General features: G+C 67.4%; 12 protein-coding genes. 8 read left to right on the top strand and 4 right to left on the bottom strand.

Annotated elements, in window-relative coordinates:
* Positions 1-55: 55 nt before the first annotated feature.
* Both ACZK5G_RS16255 and ACZK5G_RS16250 read right to left on the bottom strand, forming a co-directional pair.
* Complete coding sequence (locus ACZK5G_RS16255; protein WP_164080556.1) at positions 56-601, bottom strand: WG repeat-containing protein; 546 nt, start codon at positions 599-601, stop codon at positions 56-58.
* Positions 598-2,304, bottom strand: a complete 1,707-nt coding sequence (locus ACZK5G_RS16250) for an alkaline phosphatase (protein WP_478464086.1) — start codon at positions 2,302-2,304, stop codon at positions 598-600. The genes ACZK5G_RS16255 and ACZK5G_RS16250 overlap by 4 nt, the downstream gene beginning before the upstream one ends.
* 154 nt (positions 2,305-2,458) lie before the next feature.
* Between ACZK5G_RS16250 and ACZK5G_RS16245 the strand changes: the two genes are divergently transcribed.
* On the top strand, positions 2,459-3,793 hold the full coding sequence (locus tag ACZK5G_RS16245) for a dicarboxylate/amino acid:cation symporter (RefSeq protein WP_006381938.1): 1,335 nt from the start codon (positions 2,459-2,461) through the stop codon (positions 3,791-3,793).
* A 256-nt stretch (positions 3,794-4,049) separates the two neighbouring features.
* On the opposite strand, the gene ACZK5G_RS16240 is transcribed toward ACZK5G_RS16245, so the two are convergent.
* Positions 4,050-4,823 (bottom strand): C40 family peptidase, encoded by a 774-nt coding sequence (locus ACZK5G_RS16240; protein ID WP_014038011.1) that lies wholly within the window; start codon positions 4,821-4,823, stop codon positions 4,050-4,052.
* Positions 4,824-4,954: 131 nt separating this feature from the next.
* Positions 4,955-5,533: a C40 family peptidase gene (locus tag ACZK5G_RS16235; protein ID WP_065428014.1), complete on the bottom strand. Its 579-nt coding sequence runs from the start codon at positions 5,531-5,533 to the stop codon at positions 4,955-4,957.
* Between the two features lie 73 nt (positions 5,534-5,606).
* Between ACZK5G_RS16235 and ACZK5G_RS16230 the strand changes: the two genes are divergently transcribed.
* From ACZK5G_RS16230 to ACZK5G_RS16200, 7 genes are all read left to right on the top strand, one after another.
* Positions 5,607-6,089 carry an FKBP-type peptidyl-prolyl cis-trans isomerase gene (locus tag ACZK5G_RS16230; protein ID WP_049398704.1) on the top strand — a complete coding sequence of 161 codons (483 nt, stop codon included), beginning with the start codon at positions 5,607-5,609 and terminating at the stop codon, positions 6,087-6,089.
* 116 nt (positions 6,090-6,205) lie between these two features.
* Complete coding sequence (locus ACZK5G_RS16225) at positions 6,206-7,450, top strand: DUF418 domain-containing protein (RefSeq protein ID WP_478464085.1); 1,245 nt, start codon at positions 6,206-6,208, stop codon at positions 7,448-7,450.
* Positions 7,451-7,453: 3 nt separating this feature from the next.
* Positions 7,454-8,704, top strand: a complete 1,251-nt coding sequence (locus ACZK5G_RS16220; protein WP_478464084.1) for an NAD(P)/FAD-dependent oxidoreductase — start codon at positions 7,454-7,456, stop codon at positions 8,702-8,704.
* Complete coding sequence (gene gorA / locus ACZK5G_RS16215) at positions 8,701-10,059, top strand: glutathione-disulfide reductase (RefSeq protein WP_478464083.1); 1,359 nt, start codon at positions 8,701-8,703, stop codon at positions 10,057-10,059. Before ACZK5G_RS16220 ends, gorA begins: the two co-directional genes overlap by 4 nt.
* A 188-nt stretch (positions 10,060-10,247) precedes the next feature.
* On the top strand, positions 10,248-11,168 hold the full coding sequence (locus ACZK5G_RS16210; protein ID WP_478464081.1) for a DMT family transporter: 921 nt from the start codon (positions 10,248-10,250) through the stop codon (positions 11,166-11,168).
* Positions 11,075-11,503 carry an MGMT family protein gene (locus tag ACZK5G_RS16205; RefSeq protein ID WP_423173770.1) on the top strand — a complete coding sequence of 143 codons (429 nt, stop codon included), beginning with the start codon at positions 11,075-11,077 and terminating at the stop codon, positions 11,501-11,503. The genes ACZK5G_RS16210 and ACZK5G_RS16205 overlap by 94 nt, the downstream gene beginning before the upstream one ends.
* Before the next feature lie 93 nt (positions 11,504-11,596).
* Entirely contained in the window at positions 11,597-12,271 is a 675-nt protein-coding gene (locus ACZK5G_RS16200; protein ID WP_032128229.1) for a rhomboid family intramembrane serine protease, read from the top strand.
* Positions 12,272-12,308 lie beyond the last annotated feature (37 nt).

The raw sequence follows: 12,308 nt of genomic DNA, 5'->3' as shown, positions 1-12,308 counted from the left end.
GCTTCGGCCGTTGCCGTTGCGTCTGCAGGTGCAGGGCGCAGCCCTGCCGAAAACCCTACTTTACCCGACGACCCGAACGGTCGATGCGGAACCGCTCTCCGCCTTCCATCGGCGTGTGGCCATCGGCATCCGGCGTGCCGCGCCGGCAGCCATTGCAGACTTCGGCCACGCCATCCTGGAATGGCCAACCGAAATCGAAGGTGCCGGGCACCACCTGGCGGAACTTCAGATCGAAGTAGGCCACGCGGTTGCCGACGCGGGCGCGCAGCAGGCCTTCCTGCGGCGTTTCCGGACCGTTGTCCCAGGTCAGTACCGGCAGGCTGCGGCCTTTGCGGTTGACGTAGTGGAAGCCCTGGTCGGCGTACACCACGGCCAGGCCATGGTCGTCGTAATTCAGGTCCTTCAAGGTGTCGGCACTGATCTTCGGCCGGTGATCGACCACTTCGCAGTTGGGCAGCGGCCACAACCCGTGTTCGTCGGTCAGCAGCTTGCACGCCGGTGCCTGTGCCGCTGCATTGGCACTGACCAGCACGCCAAGCAGGACCAGCGACCGCGCGAAGCGGCCGCTGGCAGGAGCAGGGTAGGCCTGCCTCACGATCACTTGGCCTCGGCCTTGCGCTCGAATGCGGTCGGCGCCGGCAGCTGTACCGGCACGCCCTTGTCGTCGCAGGTGCCGGCCTGGCACAGGCGCTCGCGCAGGGCCGGGGTGGCCTGCACGATCATGTGGTAGATCGCGTTCTGTTCCAGCGTGCCGCGGATCGCCTTGCTGCCCGGGCCGCGTGCCCAGATACCGACGTCTTCGCCGCCGTGCGACTCGGACTTCATCGGCACCAGTGCTTCCTGCATGTAGTCCGGATGCTCGGTGTCGACCTCGCGCAGGTTCGGGCGGCCATTGGCCGGCTCGAACGTGCTGGGATTGTGCGGATAGCGTTTGGTGCCAGCCGGCTGCTGGTTGCTGCTGCCGGTGTGGCCCGGGCCGTTGGCGTAGCTCAGGGTGGTATACGGCTGGCCGGTGCCGTCCAGCGCGTAGTCCAGCTTGCCGGCGCCGTCTTCGCCACCCTTGTCCTTCACCTTGCCCAGGATCGGGTTGCCGCGCGCCGGGTAGCCGACGAAGTTCAGGGTGTGCGAGTGGTCGGCGGTGACAATGATCAGGGTGTCATCGGCCGAAGTCAGTTCGTTGGCCACGCGCACCGCGTCGGACAGCGCCACGGTCTCGGTCAGGGCACGGTAGGCGTTGCCGCTGTGGTTGGCGTGGTCGATGCGCGCGCCTTCGATCATCAGCACGTAGCCTTCCTGGTGCTTGGCCAGGTTCTTGATGGCTGCCGCCGTCAATTCGGCCAGGCTCGGCTCACCGCCCGGATCCTGCGGGCGCTCGTACTCGTAGCGCATGTGGTCCGGCTCGAACAGGCCAAGAATGGCCGGAGCGTTGGCGGCGGCGGCCAGCTGCTTGCTGTTCCACACGTAGGCACCCTGCGGGTGCGCCTGCTGCCATTCCTGCACCAGGCTGCGGCCATCCAGGCGCTGGCCGACCTTGTCGTCGTATTCCGGATCGCGTTCTTCCACGGTGGTGAATTCACCGCGACCGCCGCCGAGGGCGACCAGCGGGCCACGGCCATAGCGCGAGGTGGACAACAGCTGCTGGGCGATGTCCTTGCAGCCGGCGGCCTTCGCGGCTTCGGTCAGGTCGGTGTCGTTTTCCCAGTTGCGCTCGGGCGAGTGCGCGTAGGTGGCGGCCGGAGTGGCATGGGTCAGGCGTGCGGTGGACACCACACCGGTGGCCAGGCCGGCGCTGTCGGCCAGCTGCAGCCAGGTCAGCAGGCCCTTGGACAGGCTGTCGGCGCAGTCGGTGCGGCTGCCGGCGCTGACGCCGATCGCGCCCATGTGGGTCTTCACGCCGGTGGTGATGGCGGTCATGGTGCCGGCCGAATCCGGGGTCTGCGAATCGGTGTTGTAGGTCTTGCTGAAGGCCGTGGCCGGGAAGCGCTCCCAGGACAGCAGGTTCTCTTCACCCGAGCCGCCCTTCTGCTGGCCTTCGTAGATGCGCGAGGCGGCCACCGTGGTCAGGCTCATGCCGTCGCCGAGGAACAGGATGACGTTCTTGGCCTTGCCGGACATCGCGCCGTTGGCGGCGGCCTGGGCGGCGCCGCTGCGGTACCACCACTGCGGGGTCTCGCCGGCCGGATGGGCAACGGGGTCGACAGCGACCTTCAGGCCGGCCGGGGCGGACGCGGGGGTGGTGCTGGCGCAGGCGCCCAGCAGCAGGGTGGTGGCGCAGGCGGCCAACAGGGAGACGGAACGGCGCATGGACGCTGGGATCTCACAAACTGTAACGGGACGTTCATTATGCCCGCCCTCGCAAGGCACGCCGATGACACACTGATTTGCCGGCCGGGCGGTCGTTCCGCGGGCCGCCTTGGGCTATCGTGCCAGCATCCCTTCCTTCCCCTCTGGATTGCCTATGAAGCTGGTCTCTGCCTGGCTGCGGATTCCATTCTGGCAGCGCGTGGTCGGTGGCTTCGTGCTCGGCGCGCTGGCCGGCTGGGCGCTCGGCCCGGCCGCGGAAACGTGGTTCGGCCCGCTCGGCGAGCTGTACGTCACCCTGATCAAGATGATCGCCGTGCCGCTGGTGTTCTTCGCGGTCATCAACGCAATCTCGTCGCTGCACGGCCAGAAGTCGGTCGCCGCGCTCAGTGGCCGCACCTTCCTGTGGTTCGTGATCACCGCCGCGTTGGCGGTGTGCGTCGGCCTGGGCGTGGGTACCGTGCTGCAGCCCGGCGCCGGTGGCCTGCAGCTGTCGATGGCCAGCAACTACGTGCCGCGCGAAGTGCCCAGCGTGGTGCAGGTGCTGCTGGACGTGGTGCCGGCCAATGTCTTCTACGCGCTGTCCGGCATCGGCACCAAGGTCAATGCGGCCGGTGAAACCGTGCTGGCTGCCGGTCGCGGCTCGATCCTGCCAGTGATCTTCTTCGCTGGCCTGGTGGGCTTTGCCATCGTCAAGCTGGGCGAGAAGGTGACCGAGGCGCGCAAGCTGGTCGGGCAGATGAGCGACATCATGATCCAGGTGACCCGCTTCGTGCTGGAAGTCACCCCGATCGGCACCTTCGGCCTGATTGCTGGCCTGGTCGGCAGCTACGGTTTCGAGAAACTGCTGCCGCTGGGCCACTTCGTGCTGGCGCTGTACGTGGCCTGCGCCCTGCACATCGTGGTGGTCTACAGCGCACTGCTGCTGGCGCACGGCCTGAACCCGCTGAAGTTCTTCCGTGGCGCGGCGCCGGGCATGCAGGTCGCCTTCGTCAGCTCGTCCAGCTTCGCAGCGATGCCGGTGGCGCTGCGCTCGATCACCCACAACCTGGGCGTGAACAAGGACTACGGTTCGTTCGCGGTGCCGCTGGGTGCCAGCATCAAGATGGATGGCTGCGGCGCGATCTACCCGGCGCTGTGCGCGGTGTTCATCGCGCAGTACAGCGGTGTGCCGCTGACCCCGGAGCAGTACGTGGTGGTGCTGATCGCCTCGGTGCTGGGCAGCTTCGGTACCGCCGGCGTGCCGGGTACCGCGGTGATCATGGCCACGGTGGTGCTGAGCGCAGCCAACCTGCCGCTGGAGACCATCGGCTACCTGTATGCCATCGACCGCATCCTGGACATGATGCGTACGATGACGAATGTGACGGGCCAGATGCTGGTGCCGGTGATCGTGGCCAAGGAAACCGGCCTGCTTGACCAGGCGGTGTATGACAACCCGTCCAGCAATGTGGGTGTGGATGATCCCGACCCGACACCGCCACGCGCCTGAGGTTGCGTGGAGATGAAAGGCCCGCCCTGAACGGCGGGCTTTTTGTTTTGGAGCTGACTGGCGCGGTGCCGATCAGGGTAGGTCCCCGGTAGATCCACGCCATGCGTGGATGGCCGCAGTGCCGACCAACGGTCGGCACCCACTGGGGCAGGTGGCGCAGTGCCGGCCAAGGTCGGCACCCAGTGGGGGCGCAAACAAAAAAGCCGCTGCAGGGCAGCGGCTTTCTCGTGTCAGGCGGCGCGGTGGCGCCAGCGGGTCAGAGATCGACCCGGCGGGCCTGCATGAACTTGTTGCCCCAGTAGCCGCTGAGCAGGGTATCCACGCGGACGTCCTTGCCCGAGCTCGGCGCGTGCAGGAAGCGGCCGTCGCCGACATAGATGCCGACGTGGTCAACACGGCCCTTGCGGCCGAAGAACACCAGGTCACCGGCAGCCAGCGCGGTGCGGTCGTTGATCAGTTCGGCGTTGTCATCGTGGGCCATCTCGCGCGAGACGCGCGGCAGCTCGATGCCCAGGGCCGAACGGAACACATAACCGACCAGGCCGCTGCAGTCGAAACCGCTGTCCGGATTGCTGCCACCCCAACGGTACGGGGTGCCCAGCAGGGTCATCGCGCGGCGCAGCAGCGACTGCACCTTGCCGTTGTCGGCGGCGGTGCCGACAACGCTGCCATTGGCGGCGCTGCTGGTGTCGTAGTTGGCGAGCAGGCGGCTGAGGTCGCCGGCCACCACGGCCGAGCGGTCCATCAGCGGAATGGTGTCGTTGGCGGCCAGGTGCGGCAGCAGAGCGGCCAGCGTGGCGCTGGCGGCGGCATCGACGCGGCTGCGCTGCGGAGCGGCAGCCTCGGCCTTGGCGGCCGGTCGGGTGGTGTTCTCGGCCACCGGGGCCGGGGTCACATCGGAACGGTTCGGAGCAGTCTGCGACCAGGCCGGAAGGCTGGTCAGACACAGTGCCAGGCCAAGCAACAGCGGGCGGGCACTACGTGAAGATACGGAAGTCTGGCCTTCGCTTTTCAGGTCGTCAGTCGTCACGCGTCGGTCACAGGAAAAAAACGATGGGGCATCATGCCCTGTAAAAGCGGCAATAAGTTAAAAATTCCGTTAGTAAACCGTTAGTTTCAGGGTGATGCGCGTCACAGTTTTGAACATATCGCCTGTTCATTTTAGCGAAGGACACGTTTCGCGCCGGTGTAGTGGTCCTTCCAGTAGGGGCCGCTGAGCGAGTCCAGGCGCACGGTGCCGCCGGTGCTTGGCGCGTGCACGAAACGCCCTTCACCTACATAAATACCGACATGGGTGACGCTGCCGCGGCTGCCGAAGAACACCAGGTCGCCGGTGGCCAGGCGCTGCGGGTCGATCTTCGGGCCCTGTACCGCCGCCAGGTCGCGCGAGGTGCGCGGCAGTTTCAGGTCCAGCATCTCGCGGTAGACGTAGGCCACCAGGCCGCTGCAGTCGAAGCCGGAGTCGGGGGTATTGCCGCCATAGCGATAGGGGGTGCCGACCAGGCTGATGGCTCGCATCAGCACCGAGTTGGCCGCCTCGGGATTGTCCGGCACGGTCTTCGGCCAGTTCGCGGTCGGCGGGGGCGGCGCGGGTCGGGTGGCCTTGCCGCCGCCGCAGGCGGTCATCAGCACGGGCAGGGCCAGCAGCAGGGCCGGGGCGAGGAGCCGGCGCAGGCCGGACGAAACTGGCGTGATGTGCATGATCTCCGGATAATGCGCCACCTTAGGATTGGCCGTCATGATGGCGGCGTCCCCGCCGGGCGACAACCCGCCCCAACCCGCCTGCCTCCGGCAGATCCAGACAGAGTTGCGCATGAAGATCGAAAAAGACCGCGTTGTCCGCTTCCACTACACCGTTTCCGAAGTCGGCCAGGAGCCGATCGAATCGTCCAAGGACCGCGGCGAGCCGCTGGCGATCCTGATCGGCCACGGCAACATCATCCCGGGCCTGGAAAACGCCATGATGGACAAGGAAGCCGGCGCGACCTTCAGCGTCGACGTCAACGCTGCCGATGCCTACGGCGAGCGACGTGAGGGCCTGTCCCAGCGCGTGCCGAAGAAGCACTTCGGCAACACCAAGCTGGCTCCGGGCCAGCAGGTCGTGCTGCAGACCAACTTCGGCCCGCGTGCGGTGACCGTGCAGAAGGTCGGCATGAGCGTCGTCGACGTCGACCTGAACCATCCGATGGCCGGCAAGGACCTGCACTTCGACGTGGAAATCGTCGATGTGCGCGAAGCCGGCAAGGAAGAAATCGACCACGGCCACGTCCACGGCGACGGCGGTCACCAGCACTGATCGCAGCGCGATCGTGATGGCAGCGCGATCGTGATGGCAGCAACGGCCCGCTTCGGCGGGCCGTTGCGTTTGTGGAACACGACGCGGCCATCCATGGCGCGCAGGCCGGCGGCATAATGGCGGACCCGCCCGACGGACGCCCTGTGAACGCCGCTTCTCCTTCCCTGCAGCCGGTGGCTTCCGGCGAACGCATCGCCGTGCTTGACGTGCTGCGCGGTGCTGCGCTGCTGGGCATCCTGCTGATGAACATCGAGGCCTTCAGCGGGCCGCTGGACCTGGCGTTCACCGGCATCGACGTGCATTGGCAGGGCATCGACTACTGGGCCGATGCCTTTGTCTACGTGTTCGTGCAGGGCAAGTTCTTCACCCTGTTCTCGTTGCTGTTCGGTGCCGGCTTCGCGGTGATGGCGCAGCGCGCTGAGGCCGCCGGGCGCGACTTCACCCCGTTCTACCTGCGCCGCAGCGCTGGCTTGCTGCTGATCGGTCTGTGCCATGCACTGCTGGTCTGGTCCGGCGACATTCTGGTGATGTATGCACTGATCTCGTTGCCGCTGCTGGCCTGCCGCGAGGCGCCACGCAGCTGGCTGCCGTGGATGGGGCTGATGGTCTACCTCGGCGGTGTGGCGATGATGCTGCTGGTCGGCGCGATGGTGTCGATGGCTTCGGCCGAAGATGTGCAGGGCATGCTTGCCGAGGCGCAGCGGAGCATTGAGCTGCAGCGGCAGGTGTACGGGCAGGGCAGCTGGGCGCAGGCCAATGTGCAGCGCCTGAATGAGTTTGGTACGTCGATGGGGGCGCTGCTGATCACCGGCCCGGAAGTGCTGGGCATGTTCCTGATCGGCAGCTGGTTCGCCGGCAGTGGCGCGCTGGCGGCGCCGGAGCGCTTCCCGCGGCTGTACGCGTCGCTGCGCTGGGTCGCGTTGCCGCTGGGCCTGCTGGTCACGTTGATCGGCGTTGCCTGGAAACCCTACCTGGCACCGGGCGCCTACAACCTTCCGGTGACGGCGGCGATGGGCCTGGTGACCATAGGCGGCCTGCCGATGTGCCTGGGCTATCTGGCGTGGATCGTGCATTGGCGCACGCGGCTGGCCTGGCTGGCGCCGGTGGGGCGCATGGCGCTGACCCATTACCTGGCACAGTCGTTGGTCTGCACGCTCCTGTTCTATCACTACGGCCTGGGATGGTTCGAGGTGATGCCTCGCAGCGTGCAGCTGCTGTTCGCACTACTGCTGTTCGCTGTGCAGGTGGGCATTTCGCACGCGTGGTTGCGCCGCTTCCGTTTCGGGCCGATGGAATGGCTGTGGCGTGCGATGACCTACCGGCAGTGGCCGCCGATGCGGCGCGGGGCCGGGCAGGGCTGATCGATGCAGGGCGCGCGCGAGGATGTGATCGTGGTCGGCGCCGGTGCCATTGGACTGGCCGTCGCGCTCGCGCTGCGCGCACAGGGCCGGCAGGTACGCGTGATCGACCGTGGGCGTGTCGGCGGCGCGACCTCGCATGGCAACTGCGGCACCATCACCCCCAGCCACGCGCCGCCGCTGCCAGCGCCTGGTGTACCGTTGCGCGCGCTGCGCTGGATGCTCGATCCGCGTGCGCCGTTGTACGTGCGTACGCGACTGGACCCTGCATTGTGGCGCTGGCTGCTGCAGTTCAGCGCACGCTGCAATGCCCGCGACTGGCTGCAGGCCACGCGCGCCCGCGCTGCGCTGCTGAATGATTCCCGGCTGCGCCTGGCACAGTGGGTGCAGGTGCATGCGCTGGACTGCGAATTCGATACCCGCGGTCTGGACTACGTGTTTGGCGATGCCCGCAATTTCGATCACCACGCCGCTGAGTGTGAGGCACTGAACGCGCAGGGCATCGCCACCGCGCGCATCGATGGCGCCGACTATGCGCGCGACAATCCAGCTTTCCATGATCGCATTGCCGGCGCGATCCACTTCCCCGGCGATGCGCAGCTGCGTCCGGACCGCTACACCGCCGAACTGGCGCGCGTGCTGCGTGCACAGGGCGTGGTGATCGAAGAGCACTCGGACGTGCAGGATTTCAGCACCGACGCGCAGGGTGTGCGCGTGCACGTCGGCGAACGCACGCTGCACGCACGCGAGCTGGTGCTGGCCACCGGGCCGTGGTCGCCGCGCTGGGCACGGCAGCTGGATCTGCGCGTACCGATCCAGCCCGGCAAAGGTTACTCGCTGACCTGGTCGCGACCGGTGCAGGTGCCGCAGCGCCCGGTGGTGCTGAAGGACCATTCCGTGTTCGTGATTGCCTGGCGCGACGCGCTGCGCCTGGGTGGCACCATGGAATTCGCCGGTGCCGAACCGCAGCTGCGCACGGCCCGCCTGCAGGCCCTGCAGCAGGCCGCCGACCACTACCTGCGCGCGCCGCGCGGTGCGCAGCTGCAGGAGCAGTGGTGCGGGTGGCGCCCCATGAGCGTGGACGACGTGCCGTTGATCGGCCGCGCGCCCGCGCATCCTCACGTCTGGCTTGCAGCGGGGCATGGCATGCTCGGCATCAGCATGAGCGCCGGCACCGGCCAGCTGATCGCCGATCTCGTCTGCGGCCGCACGCCAGCGATCGATCCTGCCCCTTACCGACCCGAGCGATTCCGATGAGCACTGCACCCTATGATTACGACCTGATCGTCCTTGGCGGCGGCTCCGCCGGCCTGGCTGGTGCGATCCGTGCCGCGCAGCATGGCAAGCGTGTGGCCATGCTGGAGCCCGGTGAGCTGGGCGGGACCTGCGTCAATGTTGGCTGCGTGCCGAAGAAGGCGATGTGGCTGGCGGCCGACCTGCACGAGCGCATCGGCCTGGCCAGTGCGATGGGCTTCGATGTTCAAGCGCGCCCGGCGCTGTCGTGGAAGGAACTGGTAATCCATCGCCAGGCCTACATCAGCAACATCCATACCAGCTACCACAAGCGCCTGGACGAAACCGGCGTAGTGCGCATTCCGGCACGCGGCCATTTACTGGATGCGCACACCGTGGCCTGCAGCGATGGCGTGCGTTACAGCGCCGAGCACATCCTGATCGCCACCGGCGCACACCCGTTGCGTCCGGACATTCCCGGCGCGGAACTGGGCCTGGTCTCCGACGATTTCTTCGACCTGCGTGCCGCGCCGGCCGAGGTGGCGATCATCGGAGGTGGTTACATCGCAGTGGAACTGGCCGGCCTGCTGCAGGCACTGGGCAGCAGGGTGAGTCTGCTGGTGCGCGGCAAGCGGCTGCTGGAGCGCTTCGACTATGAGTTGACCGATCAGCTGGCCGAGAACCTGAAGCAGCAGGGCGTGCGCATCCATTTCGGCTATCGCCTGCGCGAACTGCAGCGCGATGGCGAACGCGTACGTGCGTTCGGCCATGACGGCCCGCTCGACAGCGTGTTCGACGCGGTGTTCTTCGCCACCGGCCGCCGCGGCAACAGTCGTGATCTGGGCTTGGAAGCGCTCGGCATCGGCATTGGCGAACACCAGCAGGTGCAGGTGGACGAATGGCAGACCACCAGCGTGCCGAGCGTGCACGCGGTGGGTGATATCGCCGGCAAGGTCGGCCTGACCCCGGTGGCGGTGGCTGCTTCGCGACGGTTGATGGATCGCCTGTTCGGTGGTCGCCCGCAGTCGAAGATGGATTACGAGAACGTGGCCAGCGTGGTGTTCTCGCACCCGCCGCTGGGTGCGGTGGGCATGAGCGAGGAAGAAGCGCGCGCGCGTTTCGACCAGGTGAGCGTTTACCACAGCCGTTTCCGACCGATGCTGCAGGCGCTGGCCAACGGTACACAGCGCAGCCTGTTCAAGATGGTCTGCGCCGGCCCGGAAGAACGCGTGGTAGGTATCCACCTGCTGGGCGAAGCGGCCGACGAGATCCTGCAGGGTTTCGCGGTGGCGGTGAAGATGGGCGCGACCAAGGCCCAGTTCGATGACACCGTGGCGATCCACCCGACCTCGGCCGAGGAAGTGGTGTTGATGCGCTGACCTGCGGTTGCTGCAGAGCCGAGCCCATGCTCGGCCGTCGCTCTTTGTAGAGTCGAGCCATGCTCGACTGCGGTGGAAAGACAGTCGAGCATGGCTCGACTCTACAGGGCGGGCACCGGACGCCCCCATGCGACAATGGCCGCCCCCGCGCTTTCCCCAGCCGCTCCGAGCGGCCCGCCGTCGTCCTGATGTCCAATCCCGCTTCCCGTATCGCCACCGCCTCCCCACGCATTGCGCTGGGGGGGATCGGCCTGGCCGCGATCGGCGCCATCGCTGCTTCCGGCAAGGCGATCATCGTCAAGCTCGGGCTGCGTCACGGCGTGGATGCCACCACGCTGCTTGCCCTGCGCATGCTGATGGCGCTGCCGCTGTTCGTTTTGATGGCGCTGTGGGCCACGCGTCGGGCCGAACCACTGTCCTGGGCCGACCGAGCCCGCGTGCTGTGGCTGGGCTTCACCGGCTACTACCTGTCCAGCCTGCTCGACTTCCAGGGGCTGCAGTACATCAGCGTGACGCTGGAACGGCTGATCCTGTACTTGAACCCGACCCTGGTGCTGCTGATCAACGTGCTGCTGGCGCGCCAGCGGCCGGGCCGATGGCAGATCGGCGCGCTGGTGCTGAGTTATCTGGGCGTGCTGCTGGCGTTCGGCCATGACCTGCAGCGCGAGGGTGGGCAGATCATCGTTGGCAGCCTGCTGGTGCTGGGCAGTGCGCTCAGCTATGCGCTGTACCTGTTCGGCAGCGGGCAGGTGGTCGCGCGTATCGGAGCGGTGCGGCTGACCGCTTACGCCAGCTGCGTGGCCAGCGTGCTGGTGCTGCTGCATTTCGCGGTGACCCATCCGCTGCCGTTGTTGTGGCAGGCGCCTGCGGCGGTGCAGTGGTTGTCTCTGGTCAATGCCACCGTGTGCACGGTGCTGCCAGTGCTGGCGATCATGCTGGCGGTGCAGCGCGTGGGTTCGTCGCTGGCCGCGCAGGTCGGTATGCTGGGCCCTGTTTCCACCATCGTGATGAGCCTATGGCTGCTCGACGAACCGATGGGGCCGGCGCAGATCGCCGGCACCGTGCTGGTGCTGATCGGCGTTCTGCTGGTAACCCGCCTGCGGCGCTGACGCCTGAGCAGGCGCGCGCGCGCATCCTGGCGGTGATCCGCGCGATCCCGGCGGGGCAGGTGATGGGCTATGGGCAGGTGGCGCTGCGCGCGGGCCTGCCCGGGCGTGCGCGCCTGACCGCGCGCATCCTGGGCCAGAACGACGACCCGGACCTGCCTTGGCACCGCGTGTTGCGCTCGGATGGGCGCATTGCCATGGAAGAAGGGTCGGCCGGCTGGCGCGAGCAGTCACAGCGGTTGCGCGCCGAGGGCGTGCGGGTGGAGAACGGCCGGGTGCGGATGCCGGCGGCTGATCCGGCGGCAGCACTGGATGCCGCTGTGTGGGGTCCGGGCTGAGCACCGCTGGCGACTGAACAGGCCGCGCCTGCCGGTCGCCAACAAGACACGGTGCTGCGGCTATGATGGAGGCCGTTCCATGCCGGTGCTCCCATGTTCCCGCGACTGCCAACCGTCACCAAGGCCCTGCTGATCGCCAATGCGATCCTGTTCCTGCTGCAGCAGCCGTTCCTGCTCGGCATGCAGACCTTCGAGCCCTTCATGCTGCAACCCCTGCAGCAGGGCTTCGACGCATTCTCGCCGGGCGGCAACTTCCAGCCTTGGCAGCTGCTGACCTACGGCTTCCTGCACGGCAGCTTCGGCCATCTGTTCTTCAACATGCTGGCGGTCTTCATGTTCGGCGCGCCGCTGGAGCAGACCTGGGGCGAGAAGCGCTTCCTGCTGTATTACCTGGTGTGCGTGGCCGGTGCCGGTGTCTGCCAGCTGCTGGTGGGTACGCTGCTGGAAAACCCGGCCACGGTGCTGGGCGCTTCCGGTGGCGTGTTCGGCCTGCTGCTGGCCTACGGCATGCTGTTCCCCAACCAGCGGGTGATGCTGCTGTTCCCGCCGATCCCGATGAAGGCGCGGACCTTCGTGATCCTGTTCGGCGTGGGCGAGCTGGTGCTGGGCATGACCGGCTGGCAGCCGGGCGTGGCCCACTTCGCACACCTCGGCGGCATGCTGTTCGGCTGGTTGCTGATCCGTTACTGGCGCGGACAATCGCCGTTCAACAAGCGCCGCCCGCCCGGCCCACCGAAGCGCCCGAACCATCTGCGCAGCGTGAAGTGAGGCGCGATGCGCCTCGCTTCACGCGGGTAGGTGCCAA

The organism is Stenotrophomonas sp. 62841_Sma (assembly GCF_056482945.1).
The sequence above is the reverse complement of the archived record's forward strand: the minus strand, read 5'-3'. Positions and strand labels throughout refer to the sequence as shown.

Coding starts and splice junctions, on each gene's coding strand:
- ACZK5G_RS16250 (WP_478464086.1), bottom strand. CDS start 2,304: ATGCGCCGTTCCGTCTCCCTGTTGGCCGCCTGCGCCACCACCCTGCTG.
- ACZK5G_RS16245 (WP_006381938.1), top strand. CDS start 2,459: ATGAAGCTGGTCTCTGCCTGGCTGCGGATTCCATTCTGGCAGCGCGTG.
- ACZK5G_RS16235 (WP_065428014.1), bottom strand. CDS start 5,533: ATGACGGCCAATCCTAAGGTGGCGCATTATCCGGAGATCATGCACATC.
- ACZK5G_RS16230 (WP_049398704.1), top strand. CDS start 5,607: ATGAAGATCGAAAAAGACCGCGTTGTCCGCTTCCACTACACCGTTTCC.
- ACZK5G_RS16225 (WP_478464085.1), top strand. CDS start 6,206: ATGGCGGACCCGCCCGACGGACGCCCTGTGAACGCCGCTTCTCCTTCC.
- ACZK5G_RS16220 (WP_478464084.1), top strand. CDS start 7,454: ATGCAGGGCGCGCGCGAGGATGTGATCGTGGTCGGCGCCGGTGCCATT.
- gorA (WP_478464083.1), top strand. CDS start 8,701: ATGAGCACTGCACCCTATGATTACGACCTGATCGTCCTTGGCGGCGGC.
- ACZK5G_RS16210 (WP_478464081.1), top strand. CDS start 10,248: ATGTCCAATCCCGCTTCCCGTATCGCCACCGCCTCCCCACGCATTGCG.
- ACZK5G_RS16205 (WP_423173770.1), top strand. CDS start 11,075: ATGGCTGCTCGACGAACCGATGGGGCCGGCGCAGATCGCCGGCACCGT.
- ACZK5G_RS16200 (WP_032128229.1), top strand. CDS start 11,597: ATGTTCCCGCGACTGCCAACCGTCACCAAGGCCCTGCTGATCGCCAAT.